Here is a 17842-nt window from a genome sequence, read left to right on the forward strand (position 1 = left end):
CATGAGCCACTATTCTGACGGCGGCCATCCGCCGCCGCGTCCCGGCGCGCTAAAACGCTGGGTTGCCCGCATGAAAATGCAGCACAGCCGTAAACTGGTGATTGCGCTGCCTTATCTCTGGCTAACGCTGTTTTTCCTGCTGCCGTTTCTGATCGTGCTGAAAATCAGCTTTGCGGATATTGCCCGGGCGATTCCGCCTTACACCGATCTGATTAGCTGGGCCGACGATCAGTTCAGCCTGGTGCTTAACTTCGCCAACTATCTGCAGCTTACCGACGATCCGCTCTACATTGATGCTTACTTACAGTCGCTGAAAGTGGCGGCGATCTCCACGGTAATCTGCCTGCTGATCGGTTATCCGCTGGCGTGGGCGGTGGCGCACAGCAAACCGTCAATGCGCAGCATTCTGCTGTTGCTGGTGCTGCTGCCTTCCTGGACATCGTTTCTGGTTCGCGTCTACGCCTGGATGGGCTTGCTGAACAACAACGGCATTCTCAACCGTTTTCTGCTGTGGCTGGGCGTCATCGACCATCCGTTGGTAATCCTCTATACCAACACGGCGGTCTACATCGGCATTGTCTACTGTTATCTGCCGTTTATGGTGCTGCCGATCTACACCGCGTTGACGCGTATCGATTATTCTCTGGTGGAAGCGTCGCTGGATCTGGGTGCCCGACCGCTGAAGACTTTTTTCAGCGTTATCGTGCCGCTGACCAAAGGCGGCATTATTGCCGGTTCGATGCTGGTGTTTATTCCGGCGGTGGGCGAATACGTTATTCCTGAACTGCTTGGCGGCCCGGACAGCATCATGATTGGCCGAATTCTCTGGCAGGAGTTCTTTAACAACCGTGACTGGCCGGTGGCCTCGTCGCTGGCGGTGATTATTCTGCTGATTCTGATTCTGCCGATTATCTGGTTTCATAAACATCAAAACAAACAGCTGGGGGAGAAAGCATGAGTTTACCCGCCGTTCGATCCCCGTGGCGCCGCGTCATTTTGCTGGTGGGCTTTCTGTTTCTCTATGCGCCGATGGTGCTGCTGGTGGTCTACTCCTTTAACAGCTCGCAGCTGGTAACCGTATGGGAAAGCTGGTCGCTGCACTGGTATCGCGTGCTGTTTCAGGACAGCGCGATGATCAGCGCGGTTACGCTCAGCCTGACCATCGCCGCGCTGGCGGCCACCATGGCGGTGGTGCTCGGCACCATTGCAGCGGTGATCATCGTGCGCTTTGGTCGCTTTCGCGGTCATACCGGCTTTGCATTTATGCTGACGGCGCCGCTGGTGATGCCGGATGTGATAACCGGTCTATCGCTACTGCTGCTGTTTGTGGCGATGGCGCACGCGCTTGGCTGGCCCGCCGATCGCGGTATGCTGACCATTTGGCTGGCGCATGTCACCTTTTGTACCGCCTACGTGGCGGTGGTGATTAACGCCCGTTTGCGCGAACTCGATCGCTCAATCGAAGAAGCGGCGATGGATTTAGGCGCCGCGCCGCTGAAGGTCTTCTTTGTGATTACCGTACCGATGATCGCTCCGGCGCTGGTCACCGGCTGGCTGCTGGCCTTTACCCTGTCGCTGGACGATCTGGTGATTGCCAGTTTTGTCACCGGACCGGGCGCCACCACGCTGCCGATGGCGATTTTTGCCACCGTGCGTCGCGGGGTGAACCCGGAGATTAATGCGCTGGCGTCGCTGATTTTGCTGGTGGTGGGCATCGTTGGCTTTATCGCCTGGCGCCTGATGGCGCACGAAGAGAAGAAGCGAATACGCGATATTCAGAAAGCAAAACGTGGCTGAAATGCATAAAGTTTGCCACTATTCGGAAAGGGCCGCTTTGTCGGCCCTTTTTACGGAGTTGCACCATGTCTGAAACCTTTAAAACCGCGCCGCTGCATGATGCGCCGGTGCCGGTAATGATCGCGGGAATCGCGATTCTGGCGACGCGTACGCTGGGCGTCGCCATGCTGTTCCATGAGCTGGGCTTTCAGGAGATCGCCTCTTTTGTGCATCGCAGCGCGCAGGCGTGGGATTCCACGCTGATCTTTATCGCCAGCCAGCTGCTGTTTTGCATCGAGCTGCGCTGTGCGTTTATGTTGATGCGCGGCGCAAATCGAGGCCGCTGGGGCTACGCACTGACTCAGGCGATCGTGCTGAGCTACATGGTGGTAGCGTCGCTGGGCTGGGTGTATCCGGAGATTTTCAGCATCAGCGGTGAGAACGATGCGGAGATCGTCCATCGCGTGCTGCTGCAAAAGCTGCCCGATCTGTTGGTGCTGATATTGCTGTTTGTGCCCGCCAGCAGTCGGCAATATTTCCGTCACTGATGGTGCTATAATCGCGCGCTGCTTCAGAACACTCAACACAGGTTTAACATGCACTGCGCGCTTTATGACGCCAACCGCTGTCGCTCATGTCAGTGGCTGGAAAAATCCTATTCGCAACAGATCGACGACAAACAATCGCTGCTGCAACAGCTGCTGGCCGATCACCCGGTCGCCGAGTGGCGCGCACCGGTGCTCTCCGCGCAACAGGCGTTTCGCAACAAAGCGAAAATGGTGGTCAGCGGCAGCGTTGAGCGCCCGGTGCTTGGGCTGTTGCACGCCGACGGCGAAGCGGTGGATTTAACCGACTGCCCGCTCTATCCTGCGAGTTTCCGCACCGTTTTTGCTGCCCTGATCCCATTTATTGCCCGTGCCGGGCTGACGCCTTATCACGTTGCGCGCCGCCGTGGCGAACTGAAATTCGTCTTGCTCACCGAAAGCACGCGCGGCGAACTGATGCTGCGCTTTGTGCTGCGCTCAGAACAGAAGCTGACTCAGCTGCAGGCGGCGCTGCCATGGCTACAGGCGGAGCTGCCGCAGCTTAAGGTGATCACTGCCAATATTCAGCCGGTACCGATGGCGATTCTCGAAGGCAAAGAGGAGATCTTTCTCACCGCGCAGCACGCTCTGGCGGAACAGCTGAACGATGTGCCGCTGTCGATCCGCCCGCAGAGTTTTTTCCAGACCAACGCGCCGGTGGCTGCGCAGCTTTATCAAACTGCACGCGAGTGGGTGCGGGCGCTGCCGGTTGAGAGCATGTGGGATCTTTTTTGTGGGGTAGGCGGTTTTGGCCTGCATTGCGCAACCCCGCAGATGCGGTTGACCGGCATAGAGATCAGCGCTGAAGCGATCGCCTGCGCACAGCAGTCGGCGCAGGCGATGGGATTACACCAGGTGAACTTTGCCGCGCTGGATTCGACGCAGTTTGCCACCGGCAATGACAGCGCGCCACAGCTGGTGCTGGTCAATCCGCCACGGCGTGGCATTGGTGAAACGCTGTGTCAGTGGCTCAGCGAGATGGCGCCGCCGTGGATCCTCTACTCGAGCTGCAATGCACGCAGCATGGCGGACGATATCGCCCGTTTGCCGGATTACGCGGTGCAGCGGGTGCAGCTGTTCGACATGTTTCCCCATACCGCGCACTACGAAGTGCTGACACTGCTGGAGCGGAAAAGCTAAGGGCCGCCTGGCGGCCCTGAAGGAGGGCTTACTGCGGGAACCACTTATCGTTGATGCGCTGCAGGGTGCCGTCAGCTTTGGCGGCGTTCAGGGCAGCGTTGAGTTTTTCCAGCAGCGCGTGATTATCCAGACGCACGGCGATGCCTAAACCAGTGCCAAAATAGGCGGGATCGGTAATGTGTTCACCCACGGTATGCAGCTCAGGATTGGTTTTCAGCCACTGATTAACCACCGCGGTATCGCCAAATACGCCATCCAGCCGATTATTTTTCAAATCCAGAATGGCGTTCTGATAGCTGTCATAGGCCACGGCCACCACGTCAGGATGTTTCTCCAGCAGGTATTTCTGATGCGTGGTGCCATTTTCCATGCCGATACGCTTGCCTGCCAGCTGATCCTGTTGCGTGAAGTTTTTACTGCGGGCGATCACTACCGCGGAATTAGCGTAGTAAGGCTGGGTAAACGCCACCTGCTTGCTGCGCTCTGCGGTGATATCCATACCGGAGATCACCGCATCAAAACGGCGAAACTTCAGCGACGGGATCAGACTGTCAAACGCGTTATTGGTAAAGGTACAGTCAGCCTGCATCTTTTTGCACAGCGCTTTCGCTAAATCGATATCAAAACCCACTACCTGATTATTGCTGTCCAGCGACTCGAACGGCGGGTAAGTCGCGGATGAGGCAAAGCGAATGTTGTCAGCAGCGTGGGCAGTTAACGTGGCGGTTGCCAGCACGGCAGCCAGGATCCATCTGTTCATCAATATTGCTCCATAAGTTATGCGCCGTGCGCAGGTGCAGGCCGCGAAAAAGTCAGCAGGCGGGCAGGGCGGAAACCCTGCACCGTAAATCAGTTACGCCGTTCAAACGCCAGCGCGCGTCGCTCGATCAGCCGCATCATTAAGGTCAGCAGGCCGTTCACGCAGAGATAAATCAGTCCGGCGGCGGCGAACACCATCACATCATAGGTGCGGCCATATAGCAGCTGGCCGTGGCCCATCACTTCCATCAGCGTGATGGTGTAGGCCAGCGAGGTGCTTTTAAACACCAGCACCACTTCATTCGAATAGGAAGAGAGCGCGCGTTTAAAGGCATAGGGCAACAAGATACGCAGCGTATCATTGCGATTCATCCCCAGCGCCGCGCACGACTGCCACTGGCCAGCAGGAATCGCTTTCACCGCGCCGTAAAACAGCTGTGTGGTGTAGGCAGCACTGTTTAGCGAGAGCGCCAGCAGCGCACAGAGCCAGGGCTGCGACAGCAGATGCCACAGCCAGGGAATGTTCTGGATAGACGGAAACTGGCCGGGACCGTAGTAGATCAGGAAGATCTGCACCAGCAGCGGCGTGCCGGTAAACAGAGTGATATAGCCCCTGGTCAGCTGACTGACCACCGGCACCTTCAGCGCCAGCACCACGGTAAACAGCAGCGACAGCACCAGCGCGGCAATCAGTGAAGCCAGGGTGAGCGTCAGGCTGGTTTGCAGGCCTTTCATTAATTCAGGTAAGTAGGCGAGCATCAGCTGTCACCTCGCTCAAAACGGGTGGTGCGCAGTTCAATGCGTCGCAGCACCGCCTGGCTCAGCAGCGTAATCACCAGATAGATTGCCGCGGCGATCAGAAACCAGTTGAACGGCTCCTGCGTGCGTGTGGCAATGCTGCGGGTTTGCAGCATCAGATCGTTTACGCTGATCAGCGACACCAGCGCGGTATCCTTCAGCAATACCAGCCACTGATTACCCAGGCCGGGCAGCGCATGACGCCACATCTGTGGCAGGATCAGCCGGAAAAAAATGGCGCTTTTCTTCATGCCCAGCGCCTGCCCCGATTCCCACTGGCCCTGTGGCACGGCACGCAGCGCGCCGCGCAGAGTTTGCGAAGCGTAAGAAGCATACAGAATGGCCAGCGCGATTACGCCGCACAGAAACGGACTGACGTCGAAATTTTCGATGTTGACCTGAATCGGCAGCTGAAACAGGCCAAAATTCAGCGTAAAGCCGTCGGAGAGCAGCAACAGCAACTGCGAGGCGCCGAAGTAGATAAACAGCACCACGAGAATTTCTGGCAGGCCGCGAAACAGCGTCACCAGGCCCGTGCCGAGCCAGGCAACCGGGCGCCAGCGTGCTGATTCCCAGGCAGCGAAAATCATCGCCAGCACCAGGCCAACCACCAGAGCGGAAAGGGCAAGGCCGACGGTCATCCCGGCGGCGCTTGCGAGAGGCATGATCTCATTCATTTAATTATTGCTGAAACCATTTGCTGTAGATGGTTTTGTAGGTGCCATCGGCTTTGATCTTATCCAGCGCGGTATTGAACTGGCTCTGCAGGGCGCTGTTACCCTGGCGAACCGCAATGCCGAGGCCGGTGCCGAAGTAGGCTTTGTCAGTGACTTTATCGCCGACCGCTGCCAGATTAGCGTTTTGCTTCAGCCATTCGTTCACCACCGCCGTATCGCCAAATACCGCATCGATACGGCCATTTTTCAGGTCGAGCACGGCATTTTGATAGCTGTCGTAAGGCACAGTGGTGATCTCACTGTGACGATCGCCAAGGTACTTTTGATGCGTGGTGCCGTTCTGCACGCCAACGCGTTTGCCTTTCAGCGCGGCGATATCAGCAACTTTGCCTTTTTGCGCGACGAACAGCGCTGAATTATCGTAATAAGGCTTGCTGAACAGTACCTGCTTCTCGCGATCCGGCGTGATATCCATGCCTGCCATTACCGCGTCGAAGCGGCGGAATTTCAGGCTGGGGATCAGGCTGTCGAACGCCTGATTCGTAAAGGTGCAGGTGGCGTCGATCTCTTTACACAGCGCGTTAGCCAGATCGACATCAAAGCCCTGAATCTTGTTGTTGGCATCAACGAACTCAAACGGAGGATAGGACGCTTCCGTCGCGAATCGGATGGTCTGCGCAGCGGTTGCGCTCAGGCTGCAGCCGGCAATCAGCGCGGCAAGAATGATTTTTTTCATTAGAGAATCCTGCGTTAGTGCGAAAGATAATGAGCAAACGCGTCGGTTTGCGGCTGTGTAAATCGGCTGGCGTCACCCTGTTCCACGATGTGGCCGTTTTCCATATAGACCACGCGACTGGCGGTTTTACGGGCCACTTCCACTTCATGGGTAACAATCACCTGCGTAATGCGGGTTTGCGCCAGCTCACGAATAATGGCAACAATTTGGGCGGTAATTTCAGGATCGAGCGCGGCGGTAGGCTCATCAAACAGCAGTACCTGCGGCTCCATCATCAGCGCACGGGCAATGGCCACGCGCTGCTGTTGACCGCCGGAAAGGTGCAGCGGGAAACGATCGCTATAAGGCGTCAGACGCAGGCGGTCCAGCAGTTTTTCAGCACGGGCACGCGCCTGATCTTTGCTCAGGCCCAGCACACGGCAGGGCGCTTCCGTCAGGTTTTGCATAACGGTAAGGTGCGGCCAGAGATTGTATTGCTGAAAGACCATGCCGACATTCTGCCGCAGCGCACGAATCGCTGCTTCAGAAGGGCGTTTGCTGAAGTCAAAATGGGTGCCAGCGATCGACAGGGTGCCCGAGCGCGGTGCCTCAAGCAGGTTAAGCACGCGCAGCAATGAACTCTTGCCTGCGCCGCTTGGGCCCAGCAATACCAGCGTTTCGCCTTCCGGGCAGTTCAGATCGATATCGAACAGCGCCTGATGCGGGCCATAGAAACAATTAATGCCGTTTAGTTGAATACTCATGCGCCAAAAGTGAATAGCAATTGATGCGGCAAATCTTAACGTCAACAGCATAGTTATGCAATTCAGCTGCGTTAAAATTTATTAATGATAAGCAGGATAACTGAATCGTAGCACAACGTGATGCGGAGCGGGCGGCTAGCAGGCGCATCATTAAGCGATGCGCCATATCAGTTATTTTCTCAACATCTCGCTCAGCGAGCCGCCGTCAGCGTGAGGCGCGCTGGCCGCATAGCGCACATCGTCTACTGCCCAGCAGTTGCCTTCATGCACCATCAGCACTTCATCCTGCCATTGCTTATCGTCACGGCTTAGGCTGACGCGCAGCGGAATATTGCGTGCATCACGATTGGGAATGGATGAGGCATCGGCAACGCTGGCTTCGGTTGGTCCGGCGGCCACGCTGGAGAAGAGATCGCCCTGATAACGCGCGTTCTGCTCACCGTTAGCTTTTACCAGTGACTGATAAAGTTTGTCGCTCAGATAAGGGCGATATTTCGCCAGTAGCTGGGCGTTGGGCAGCCCCTGCGTCGGCTGAGCGGTGCGCAGATCGTAAAACTGCTGTGCGACGCTGTCCGGGCCGCCTTCAACGCAGCTGCCAAAACGCGGGCCGTTATCTTTGTAAACCGGCTCAACGGTGGTGCAGGCGCTAAGCAGCAGCGCCGCGGGAATCAGCGCAGCGAACGCAATGTTTTTCATCACTATTTCCTTGTTGTTATCTGGCAAAGCGGGTTTTTTAGCATAAAGTATAGCCATGGTTCTAAGCCGCACGGGCTAAAGTCGTGCTCAACGTCAAATTAGGGAGCGAATAATGCAGTTTTCCACCACCCCCACGCTGGAAGGTCAACCGATCACTGAGTATTGCGGTGTCGTCACTGGCGAAGCGATTCTCGGTGCCAATATTTTTCGCGACTTTTTTGCCGGCATTCGCGACATTGTTGGCGGCCGATCGGGCGCCTATGAAAAAGAGCTGCGTAAAGCCCGCCAGATCGCCTTTGCGGAGCTGGAAGCTCAGGCCAGCGCGCTGGGTGCCAATGCGGTGGTTGGCATTGATATCGATTACGAAACCGTTGGCAAAGACAGCAGTATGCTGATGGTCAGCGTTAGCGGCACGGCGGTCAAAACCCGCTGATGCGCATCCGGTGTTTACTGCTGGCGCTGTTCGCGTTGGCAGGCTGTCAGAACGGCCATTATGAAGCGCGTGACGGCTATGCGGTGGACAAAACTCACCCGGCGCTGGGTGCCCGGCCACGCGTTAAAGTGGTTGTTTTACATTATACCGCTGAAGATTTACCGAGTTCGCTGGCGACGCTAACCGATCGTGAGGTCAGTGCGCATTATTTGATTCCGGCGCATCCCAGCCGCTGGCGAGGCCAACCCGCCGTCTGGCAGCTGGTGCCGGAATCGCAGCTGGCATGGCACGCCGGGCCAAGCTTCTGGCGCGGCGCAACACGGCTCAACGATACGTCAATCGGCATTGAGCTGGTCAATCCTGGCTATCGCCGCACGCCAGGCGGCCTGGTGTGGCAGCCTTATACGCCTCAGCAGATAGCCGCGCTGACGCCGCTGCTGCGCGATATCGTGCAGCGTTACGGCATCTTGCCGGTCAATATTGTTGGGCACAGCGATGTTGCGCCACAGCGCAAACAGGATCCGGGACCGCTGTTTCCCTGGCAGCCGTTAGCCAGCCTTGGACTGGGTGCCTGGCCGGCCGCTGAACGGGTCGCCGCATTGCGACAGGGTATCCGTGACGACGATCCAGCTTTGACGCAGCGGCTGCTAAACGCGCTGGCGCGCTATGGCTATGGATTACCGGAAACGCTCACTGCGCGACAGCAGCAAAAAGTCATCGCGGCTTTTCAGATGCATTTTCGGCCAGCGGATTATCGCGGCATTGCCGATGCGGAAACGCTCGCTATCGCCGAAGCGCTACTGGAGAAATATGGCGAGGCGGAATAGCCTCGCCTGAAGATCAGGCGGCGAGAAATGCGCGCCACTCGCGCACCACGGTTTCCAGCGCCTGACGATCGACGTCAATGTGCGTCACCAGGCGCGTGCGCTGACCCGTAAACAGCGCAATGCCGCGCGCCTTCATCCACAGGCGCAGCGGCTCAGCCTGTTCGGCAGGTATCGCCGCAAACACCATGTTGGTGTTCTGACTGGTCACCTGCACGCCAATATCACGCAGCGCCGCTGCCAGCCAGGCAGCATTATCGTGATCGACCTGTAGACGTTCAACGTTATGCTGTAACGCGTACAGACCCGCCGCTGCCAGAATTCCCGCCTGACGCATGCCGCCACCGGTCATTTTGCGCCAGCGCTTCGCCTGCTCAATGTAGTCACGATCGCCGCAGAGCACAGAACCCACCGGCGTGCCCAGCCCTTTGGACAGGCAGATCGACAGGGTATCGCAATGGCGGGTCAGCGTTTCCAGCGTGACGCCTTGCGCCACCACGGCATTAAAGATGCGCGCACCGTCCACGTGCAGCGCCAGTTTGTGCTCACGGGTGAAGGCCATTGCCTGTTGCAGATAATCCAGCGGTAACACTTTGCCGTTGTGGGTGTTTTCCAGACTGAGCAGGGTAGTGTGGGCAAAGTGAATATCGTTGGGTTTGATGAACTGTGCCACGACATCCAGCGGCAAAGTGCCGTCATCGGCCGCCAGGATTGGTTGCGGTTGGATACTGCCCAACACCGCCGCACCGCCCCCTTCATACTTATAATTGTGCGCCAGCTGGCCCACAATATATTCATCGCCGCGCTGGCAGTGGCACAGCAGCGCGACCAGATTGGCCTGCGTGCCGGTGGGGAAAAACAGCGCCGCCTGCTTACCGCTCATTTCCGCCAGGGTGTCCTGAAGCTGGTTGACGGTGGGATCGTCGCCATACACATCATCGCCTGTTTCAGCTTTCATCATGCTGCTGAGCATTGCGCTGCCGGGCCGGGTCACTGTATCGCTGCGTAAATCGATCACGTTTTGCTCCCTGTAAAAAAGGGCACCGCAGTGCCCGTATTCGCCTGAGATTGTTTTACCGCAGCCAGTTGGTTTTCGCCAGTTCAACCACCTCATCGCCGCGTCCATTCATGATCGCGCGCAACATATAAAGGCTGAAACCTTTGGCCTGTTCCAGTTTTATTTGCGGTGGCATGGCCAGCTCATCGGTCGCGGTGATGACATCCACCAGTACCGGACCGTCGTGCGCGAAGGCTTCCTGCAGTGCGCCATCGAGGTCGGAGGCTTTTTCGACGCGAATGCCTTTCACGCCACACGCCGCGGCAATCGCCGAGAAGTCAGGATTGTGCAGTTCAGTGCCGTCAGTCAGATAGCCGCCTGCTTTCATCTCCATCGCTACAAAGCCGAGCACGCTGTTGTTGAAGATCACCAGCTTAACCGGCAGCTTGAGTTGAGCGACGGTAATAAAATCGCCCATCAGCATGCTAAAGCCGCCGTCACCGCACAGGGCGATAACCTGACGGTCGCGGTCGATGGCCTGCGCTCCCAGCGCCTGCGGCATCGCATTGGCCATTGAACCGTGGTTGAACGAACCGAGCAGACGCCGTTTGCCGTTCATCTCCAAATAACGCGCCGCCCAAACGGTTGGTGTACCGACATCACAGGTGAAAATGGCGTCGTCGTTGGCGTAGCGGCTGATTTGCTGGGCAACATACTGTGGATGGATCGCCTGCTTATCGTTGGCGGTGGCGAGATCGTCGAGATCTTTTCGCGCGTCGCGGTAATGTTTCAGCGCGCTCTCAAGATGATGACTGTCCGCTTTATTACTGAGCTTCGGTAACAGCGCGCTGAGGGTCGATTTCACATCTCCAACCAGCGCCATATCGACGTGGCAGTGCGAACCGATACTGCCTGGGTTAATGTCGATTTGAATGATTTTTGCCGACTGCGGATAAAACGCGCGGTAGGGGAATTGCGTACCCAGCAGGATCAGCGTATCGGCATTCATCATCGCCTGAAAACCGGATGAAAAGCCGATCAGGCCGGTCATGCCAACGCTATAGGGATTATCATATTCAATGTGTTCTTTGCCGCGCAGCGCATGCACCACCGGCGCTTTCAGCGTGGCGGCCAGTTCAATCACTTCCGCATGCGCACCGGCACAGCCGCTGCCGCACATCAGCGTGACGTTGCTCGCCTCATTCAGCGCCGCCGCCAGTTTTTCCAGCTCCTCGTGACGCGGGATGATCAGCGGGGCCTGCGGAGGATACCACTCGGCAGAAGCGTGTTCCGGTGCCAGCTGCAGCGCAACATCGCCGGGTAACACCACCACGGAAACGCCACGGTTAAGGATCGCTTTACGCATGGCGATGCCGAGCACCTGAGGCAACTGTTCGGCGCTGGAAACCAGCTCGCAGTAATGGCTGCATTCACGAAACAGCTCCTGCGGATGCGTTTCCTGGAAGTAACCGCTGCCAATTTCGCTGGAAGGAATGTGCGCTGCGATAGCCAGCACCGGCACCTGATTGCGGTGGCAATCGAACAGGCCGTTGATCAGATGTAGGTTACCTGGCCCGCAAGAGCCGGCACACACCGCCAGCTCGCCGGTAATATGCGCTTCGGCACCGGCGGCAAAGGCCGCAACCTCTTCATGGCGCGTTGGCATCCACTCAATGGTGCCCATGCGATTCAGGCTGTCGCTCAAGCCGTTGAGGGAGTCGCCGGTAACGCCCCAAATCCGTTTCACGCCGGCGTTTTCCAGTGTCTTCGCAACCAGCGCCGCAACGGTATTTTTCATGATTAGCTCCTTTCAGCTGTATGGCCCACATCCGTGGCCGGTAATGACAGTGAAAAAAGCATAGCTGAGCGAAAGAGGATCGGGCGGCGAAAAGTGCGCCCGATCACATTCAGGAAACAAACAGGGCGATGAGTACCGGTGCCAGCAGGCTCAGTAAAAAGCCATGCACAATCGCGGCGGGAACAATTTCATTGCCGCCTGAGCGCTGCAGCACCGGCAGGGTGAAGTCCATTGAGGTGGCGCCACATAATCCCAGCGCGCTGGAGCGATGTTGCGAAATTAAGCCAGGAATCAGCATGATGGCGATCAGTTCACGCAGCAGATCGTTGAAAAAGGCCGCGCTGCCAATTACCGGGCCGAAGGATTCGGTCATCAGAATGCCGGACAGCGAGTACCAGCCGAAGCCGCTCGCCAGCGCCAGGCCGGTGTGAATCGGTAATCCGAGCAGCAGCGCAGCAATGGCTCCGCCTGCCAGCGCGCTCACGCAGACCGTCGCCGCCACAATTGTGCCACGCCGATTAAGCACAATTTGTCGAACCGTCATGCCGCTACCGCGCAGCTGCATACCCACCAGAAACAGCAGAAAGATCAACGCATATTCGCTGGCTTCACCGGCATGGGTCAGCGGTGACCAGTGGGTCAAGCCAGGCAGAAAGCCCGCTACCACCACGCCGCACAGCTTCAGTGAGTCGAGCGCCATATTCAGCCGCGACGGCAACGCCTGCTGCTTGTGCGCATGCCGCCACGGCATTTTTTTCTCCAGCAGCCGCAACGCCAGCAGATTGCAGATCAGAATAGCGACCACGCTAACCAGGGCAACGTGAAAAATCGCCAACAGGTTGCTGCTGAGGTTATCGAGAAAGGCGAGGCTGATGCCCATAAAAAAAAGAATGACGTAAACCATGCCGCTGAGCAGACGATTGACCATGCCCAGTATCGCCGGGCGACGTAAAGGCAGTAAATAACCAAGAATCAGAGGAATAAGGATAATTAACAGGCCGGAATACATGAATCGCGCTCGTCCGTGAAAAAGTAACGGACACGCTATCCAAAAACGATCGCAGCGTAAACCCTGCTCACAGAATAAACTTTTTGTGCCCTGCATCACGACTAAGCCGGTGGCACCAGCCGTTAAATATGATTGCGTTTGGCACGCTACTATAGCGTCTGTTTTTCATGCAGCTGACGGGCGAAAAAGCGCAGGCGAGCAGGCAGTTCGGCGTTAACGTTGTGAAAAAGCGTCGGGTGGAAAAAATAAAAATGCCAGCGGCGATGGCTGGCATTTTTCAACGGGGTTGTACAGAATAGCCAGAGTCAGGCGGTAGCCTGTAACTCGACGGGAACAATAACGCTGGCATGGTTGCCTTTGGGTCCCGGATGAACATCAAACTGGACATGCTGCCCGGCTTTCAGGGTTCTGTATCCTTCCATTTGAATCGTGGAGTAGTGCGCGAAAATATCCTCGCCGCCATCACCTGGGCAGATAAAGCCGAAGCCCTTGGCGTTATTGAACCATTTAACTGTACCCGTCTCCATGCTCTGGATCCCTCGCAAGACATTGTATTCGGTAGGTGAGGTAACATGCTGTGAGCTGATTGCTCAAATCTCAAACAGCTGTGCCTGTAGAATGTAGAGAAACCCTACGGGGCGTCAAGCAATCGGGCAGGGAAGGCGGCAGGAAAATCTTTAAAATTTGAAGCGGTTAACGCTATTGCAAATTTTGTGATGGGGGTCGCGCTAACTATTTTTGTACATCTTTCCACACGCGGCCCAGGTCCTGAAGCACGTGTTAAACTTGAAGCAGTGAGGTGACGCCTCCTGCTCGTCACGCAGAACAGCAACGGAATTTTCATGGCAAACACTAACGACTGGCTTAATTTTGAACATCTTGCAGATGACAAACTGCGCGAAGGGCTTAAGCCACCTTCAATGTATAAAGTTATACTGAACAATGACGATTATACGCCTATGGAATTTGTTATTGACGTTCTGCAAAAGTTCTTTTCTTATGATATTGAACGTGCAACGCAACTGATGCTTAGAGTGCACTACCAGGGAAAGGCCATTTGCGGTGTATTTACCGCTGAAGTCGCAGAGACAAAAGTGGCAATGGTGAATCAATACGCGAAGGAAAATGAGCATCCGTTGCTGTGCACGCTGGAAAAAGCCTGAGGTTATCCCCATATCGGGAATGATTGTCAGACTATAATTGGGGGAGGTGCCTAATGCTCAATCAAGAACTGGAACTCAGTTTAAATATGGCTTTCGCCAGAGCGCGTGAGCACCGTCATGAATTTATGACCGTCGAGCATTTGTTGCTGGCACTGCTCAGTAACCCGTCGGCCAGAGAGGCATTGGAAGCCTGTACGGTGGATATTGTCGCTCTTCGGCAGGAACTTGAAGCCTTCATCGAACAAACCACACCGGTGCTGCCCGTCAGCGAAGAGGAGCGTGACACACAACCTACGCTCAGCTTCCAGCGCGTTCTGCAGCGTGCGGTGTTCCATGTCCAGTCATCGGGTCGCAGCGAAGTCTCCGGCGCAAACGTGCTGGTGGCAATTTTCAGCGAACAGGAATCGCAGGCAGCTTATCTGCTGCGCAAACATGAAGTTAGCCGTCTTGACGTCGTGAACTTTATTTCACACGGCACGCGTAAAGATGAACCGGGCCAGGCGCCAGGCGCAGAAAATCCGGTAAACGAAGAGCAGGCAGGCGGGGAGGAACGTATGGAAAACTTCACCACCAATCTCAACCAGCTTGCTCGCGTCGGCGGTATCGATCCGCTTATCGGCAGGGATAAAGAGCTGGAACGTACTATCCAGGTTCTTTGTCGCCGCCGTAAAAACAATCCGCTGTTAGTGGGTGAATCGGGCGTCGGTAAAACGGCGATCGCCGAAGGACTCGCCTGGCGTATTGTGCAGGGCGACGTGCCGGAAGTGATCAAAGATTGCACCATCTATTCGCTGGATATCGGTTCACTGCTGGCAGGAACAAAATACCGTGGTGACTTTGAGAAGCGTTTTAAAGCGCTGCTGAAGCAGCTGGAGCAGGACACCAGTAGCATCCTGTTTATCGATGAGATTCACACTATCATCGGTGCCGGTGCCGCCTCTGGTGGACAGGTCGATGCTGCTAACCTGATCAAGCCATTGCTGAGCAGCGGCAGGATTCGGGTAATGGGTTCCACGACCTATCAGGAATTCAGCAATATCTTTGAAAAAGATCGCGCCCTGGCGCGTCGTTTCCAGAAAATTGATGTGACTGAGCCTAGCGTTGAAGAAACCGTTCAGATTCTCAACGGCCTGAAGCCGAAGTATGAAGCGCACCATGACGTTCGCTACACCGCGAAAGCGGTACGGGCGGCGGTTGAGCTCGCCGTGAAGTACATCAACGATCGTCATCTGCCCGATAAGGCCATTGACGTTATTGATGAAGCGGGCGCGCGTAGCCGTCTGATGCCGGCCAGCAAGCGCAAGAAAACGGTCAACGTGGCTGATATCGAATCTGTGGTGGCCCGTATTGCGCGTATTCCGGAACAGAGCGTGTCGGCAACCGACCGCGATACGCTGAAAAATTTGGGCGAGCGCCTGAAAATGTTGGTGTTCGGACAGGATGACGCTATCGAAGTGCTGACTGAAGCGATCAAAATGAGCCGTGCAGGTCTTGGCCAGGATCGCAAACCGGTGGGTTCTTTCCTGTTTGCCGGTCCAACCGGTGTCGGGAAAACTGAAGTGACGGTTCAGCTGGCAAAAGCGCTGGGCATTGAGCTGCTGCGTTTTGATATGTCGGAATACATGGAGCGCCACACCGTGAGCCGGTTGATCGGTGCGCCTCCAGGTTATGTAGGCTTTGATCAAGGCGGTTTGTTAACTGACGCCGTTATCAAACATCCGCACGCGGTCGTGCTGCTGGATGAGATTGAAAAAGCGCACCCGGATGTCTTTAACCTGCTACTGCAGGTAATGGACAACGGTATGCTGACCGATAACAATGGACGCAAAGCAGATTTCCGCAACGTGGTATTTGTCATGACCACCAACGCTGGCGTACGCGAAACCGAGCGCAAGTCGATTGGCCTGATTCAACAGGACAACAGCACTGACGCGATGGAAGAGATCAAAAAGATCTTTACCCCAGAGTTTCGTAACCGCCTCGACAATATTATGTGGTTTAACCACCTTTCACCTGAGGTTATTCATCAGGTGGTAGACAAGTTTATTGTCGAATTGCAGGCCCAACTTGATGCCAAAGGCGTGTCGCTGGAAGTCAGTGACGAAGCGCGCGACTGGCTGGCTGAGAAAGGGTATGACAAAGCGATGGGTGCGCGACCAATGGCGCGTGCCGTGCAGGAAAACCTGAAGAAACCGCTGGCGAACGAGCTGCTGTTCGGCTCGCTGGTGGATGGAGGATCGGTGTCGGTTGCTCTCGACAAAGAGAAAAACCAGCTCACCTATCACTTCATGAGCGCGACAAAAAACAAAACGGAAGGCACGGTGCATTAATCACTGATGTCTGAATGCAAAAAGGCCGGATAATATATCCGGCCTTTTTTTATCGCCCTGTTTGCATCAAACGCTGGCGAAACTAAGCTGCAAACTAACGACTACGGAAGACAATGCGGCCTTTGCTCAGGTCGTACGGGGTCAGCTCAACTGTGACTTTGTCGCCCGTCAGGATGCGGATGTAGTTTTTGCGCATTTTACCGGAGATATGAGCGGTTACCACGTGCCCGTTTTCCAATTCAACGCGGAACATGGTGTTAGGCAACGTATCAAGTACGGTACCCTGCATTTCAATGTTGTCTTCTTTGGCCATCGAATCCTCTGGGTGGACTACCATTGTTTTGAACCGGCAAGATAATGCCCAATTCAAAGAATTATGTAAAGAATTGTTGGTGATTTCACCAACGCTTCGCTGTGCCTGACGCAATGACGCAAGCACAAAGCTCAGAATGAGGTGTTATGGTTATGGGACGTCAGCGGGAGAATTTCGGGCCAGGAATCTGCATCAAACGCCTCCATGTGCACGTTTGCAACAGTATTGAAGTGCGTAAAGATTCTCAGCCTGGTAATTCCGGATTCGCATACGCGAAAAGCGGACGACATACCAAACGCTGGAATTGTATCACTTTTGCCGGAAGTTGTGTGCAAAACATCGTTTCAACGCCTTAAAAAAGGCGTTGTGACTGCCAACAAGCGGGATCAACAGGTTGATTCGCCAGTTCGTCCAGCTGCTCCAGATAGGCTGCGCGGCTGATATCCACCGCGCCCAGCGATGCGGTGTGTGCATTCAGCACCTGGCAATCGATCAATTTGCCGTGATAGCGCATAAAGTGCTGACAAAAAACCAGCAGTGCGGTTTTGGAAGCGTTCTCCTGGCGGCTGAACATCGATTCGCCGCAAAATATTTGTCCCAGCGCCAGACCGTACATACCGCCAACCAGTTCGCCCTCTGCCCACACTTCGATGGAGTGCGCCTGCTGCATAGCAAACAGACGGCTCCATGCGCGCCTGACCTCATTGGTAATCCAGGTGCCTTCGTTGCGATCGCTGGCACAGCCAGCAACCACCGCGTCAAAGTCGTGATTAAGTGTCACCTGATAAGGCGAATGGCGATGAAATCGTTTCATGCTGCGACTGAGATGAAAGGTGGCGGGATCCAGCACGGCGCGGGGATCGGGTGACCACCACAAAATAGGGTCGCCAGGCGAGAACCACGGAAAAATGCCGTTGTGATAAGCATTGAGCAGGCGGGCAGGCGAGAGATCGCCGCCCATCGCCAGCAGGCCATTAGGTTCACGCAGCGCCATCGACGGCGGGGGGAAATTCAATGATTCACGGGAAAGCTGAACCAGTCTCATCACACTCTCTTCTCATCAAAT

20 protein-coding genes are annotated in these 17842 nt (G+C 55.8%); 8 read left to right on the top strand and 12 right to left on the bottom strand.

The genetic code is table 11. The features are described 5' to 3' along the window. The first annotated feature begins 1 nt into the window (after position 1). From potH to rlmC, 4 genes are all read left to right on the top strand, one after another. Positions 2-958 carry a putrescine ABC transporter permease PotH gene (gene potH, locus ACJY2L_RS03035; RefSeq protein ID WP_439212893.1) on the top strand — a complete coding sequence of 319 codons (957 nt, stop codon included), beginning with the start codon at positions 2-4 and terminating at the stop codon, positions 956-958. Beyond that, complete coding sequence (gene potI, locus ACJY2L_RS03040) at positions 955-1797, top strand: putrescine ABC transporter permease PotI (RefSeq protein WP_187486400.1); 843 nt, start codon at positions 955-957, stop codon at positions 1795-1797. Before potH ends, potI begins: the two co-directional genes overlap by 4 nt. Before the next feature lie 65 nt (positions 1798-1862). Beyond that, on the top strand, positions 1863-2324 hold the full coding sequence (locus ACJY2L_RS03045) for a YbjO family protein (protein WP_187488147.1): 462 nt from the start codon (positions 1863-1865) through the stop codon (positions 2322-2324). Positions 2325-2342: 18 nt separating this feature from the next. Then, the gene (rlmC, locus tag ACJY2L_RS03050; protein ID WP_439213099.1) at positions 2343-3500 is read left to right on the top strand and encodes a 23S rRNA (uracil(747)-C(5))-methyltransferase RlmC; all 1158 of its coding nucleotides are present in this window, start codon (positions 2343-2345) and stop codon (positions 3498-3500) included. Between the two features lie 28 nt (positions 3501-3528). Here the strand turns inward: rlmC and ACJY2L_RS03055 are convergent, their stop codons facing one another. The 6 genes from ACJY2L_RS03055 to ACJY2L_RS03080 all read right to left on the bottom strand — a co-directional run bounded on the left by ACJY2L_RS03055 (position 3529) and on the right by ACJY2L_RS03080 (position 7909). Then, positions 3529-4260: an arginine ABC transporter substrate-binding protein gene (locus ACJY2L_RS03055; protein ID WP_439212894.1), complete on the bottom strand. Its 732-nt coding sequence runs from the start codon at positions 4258-4260 to the stop codon at positions 3529-3531. 89 nt (positions 4261-4349) lie between these two features. Beyond that, positions 4350-5018 carry an arginine ABC transporter permease ArtM gene (gene artM, locus ACJY2L_RS03060; RefSeq protein WP_439212895.1) on the bottom strand — a complete coding sequence of 223 codons (669 nt, stop codon included), beginning with the start codon at positions 5016-5018 and terminating at the stop codon, positions 4350-4352. Further along, positions 5018-5734, bottom strand: coding sequence for an arginine ABC transporter permease ArtQ (artQ, locus tag ACJY2L_RS03065; RefSeq protein WP_439212896.1), 717 nt, complete (start codon positions 5732-5734; stop codon positions 5018-5020). Before artQ ends, artM begins: the two co-directional genes overlap by 1 nt. A gap of 4 nt (positions 5735-5738) precedes the next feature. After that, positions 5739-6470, bottom strand: coding sequence for an arginine ABC transporter substrate-binding protein (artJ, locus tag ACJY2L_RS03070; RefSeq protein WP_067429134.1), 732 nt, complete (start codon positions 6468-6470; stop codon positions 5739-5741). Positions 6471-6484: 14 nt separating this feature from the next. Beyond that, positions 6485-7213 carry an arginine ABC transporter ATP-binding protein ArtP gene (artP, locus tag ACJY2L_RS03075; protein WP_187488149.1) on the bottom strand — a complete coding sequence of 243 codons (729 nt, stop codon included), beginning with the start codon at positions 7211-7213 and terminating at the stop codon, positions 6485-6487. Between the two features lie 171 nt (positions 7214-7384). Then, positions 7385-7909, bottom strand: a complete 525-nt coding sequence (locus ACJY2L_RS03080; protein ID WP_067429145.1) for a lipoprotein — start codon at positions 7907-7909, stop codon at positions 7385-7387. 112 nt (positions 7910-8021) lie between these two features. Here ACJY2L_RS03080 and ACJY2L_RS03085 point away from each other — a divergent pair, with 112 nt between their 5' ends. Together ACJY2L_RS03085 and ACJY2L_RS03090 are read left to right on the top strand one after the other, a co-directional pair. Beyond that, entirely contained in the window at positions 8022-8342 is a 321-nt protein-coding gene (locus ACJY2L_RS03085) for a heavy metal-binding domain-containing protein (protein ID WP_067429148.1), read from the top strand. Continuing rightward, positions 8342-9169: an N-acetylmuramoyl-L-alanine amidase gene (locus ACJY2L_RS03090; RefSeq protein WP_067429151.1), complete on the top strand. Its 828-nt coding sequence runs from the start codon at positions 8342-8344 to the stop codon at positions 9167-9169. The genes ACJY2L_RS03085 and ACJY2L_RS03090 overlap by 1 nt, the downstream gene beginning before the upstream one ends. 13 nt (positions 9170-9182) lie before the next feature. On the opposite strand, the gene ltaE is transcribed toward ACJY2L_RS03090, so the two are convergent. The 4 genes from ltaE to cspD form a co-directional block, all read right to left on the bottom strand. Further along, positions 9183-10184, bottom strand: a complete 1002-nt coding sequence (gene ltaE, locus ACJY2L_RS03095) for a low-specificity L-threonine aldolase (RefSeq protein WP_439212897.1) — start codon at positions 10182-10184, stop codon at positions 9183-9185. 55 nt (positions 10185-10239) lie between these two features. After that, on the bottom strand, positions 10240-11961 hold the full coding sequence (poxB, locus tag ACJY2L_RS03100) for a ubiquinone-dependent pyruvate dehydrogenase (RefSeq protein WP_439212898.1): 1722 nt from the start codon (positions 11959-11961) through the stop codon (positions 10240-10242). A 109-nt stretch (positions 11962-12070) separates the two neighbouring features. Further along, the gene (locus tag ACJY2L_RS03105; RefSeq protein WP_439212899.1) at positions 12071-12970 is read right to left on the bottom strand and encodes a lysine exporter LysO family protein; all 900 of its coding nucleotides are present in this window, start codon (positions 12968-12970) and stop codon (positions 12071-12073) included. Between the two features lie 305 nt (positions 12971-13275). Continuing rightward, the gene (cspD, locus tag ACJY2L_RS03110) at positions 13276-13497 is read right to left on the bottom strand and encodes a cold shock-like protein CspD (protein WP_067429160.1); all 222 of its coding nucleotides are present in this window, start codon (positions 13495-13497) and stop codon (positions 13276-13278) included. 315 nt (positions 13498-13812) lie between these two features. Here cspD and clpS point away from each other — a divergent pair, with 315 nt between their 5' ends. Both clpS and clpA read left to right on the top strand, forming a co-directional pair. Next, on the top strand, positions 13813-14133 hold the full coding sequence (clpS, locus tag ACJY2L_RS03115) for an ATP-dependent Clp protease adapter ClpS (RefSeq protein WP_067429162.1): 321 nt from the start codon (positions 13813-13815) through the stop codon (positions 14131-14133). Positions 14134-14186: 53 nt separating this feature from the next. Beyond that, positions 14187-16463, top strand: coding sequence for an ATP-dependent Clp protease ATP-binding subunit ClpA (gene clpA / locus ACJY2L_RS03120; protein ID WP_067429165.1), 2277 nt, complete (start codon positions 14187-14189; stop codon positions 16461-16463). A 94-nt stretch (positions 16464-16557) separates the two neighbouring features. On the opposite strand, the gene infA is transcribed toward clpA, so the two are convergent. Together infA and aat are read right to left on the bottom strand one after the other, a co-directional pair. Beyond that, the gene (infA, locus tag ACJY2L_RS03125) at positions 16558-16776 is read right to left on the bottom strand and encodes a translation initiation factor IF-1 (RefSeq protein ID WP_002211347.1); all 219 of its coding nucleotides are present in this window, start codon (positions 16774-16776) and stop codon (positions 16558-16560) included. A 352-nt stretch (positions 16777-17128) separates the two neighbouring features. Beyond that, positions 17129-17821: a leucyl/phenylalanyl-tRNA--protein transferase gene (aat, locus tag ACJY2L_RS03130; RefSeq protein ID WP_067429168.1), complete on the bottom strand. Its 693-nt coding sequence runs from the start codon at positions 17819-17821 to the stop codon at positions 17129-17131. Positions 17822-17842: the final 21 nt, after the last annotated feature.

This window comes from Duffyella sp. Ts4, assembly GCF_051851875.1.
GTDB classification, from domain to species: Bacteria; Pseudomonadota; Gammaproteobacteria; order Enterobacterales; family Enterobacteriaceae; genus Duffyella; species Duffyella gerundensis.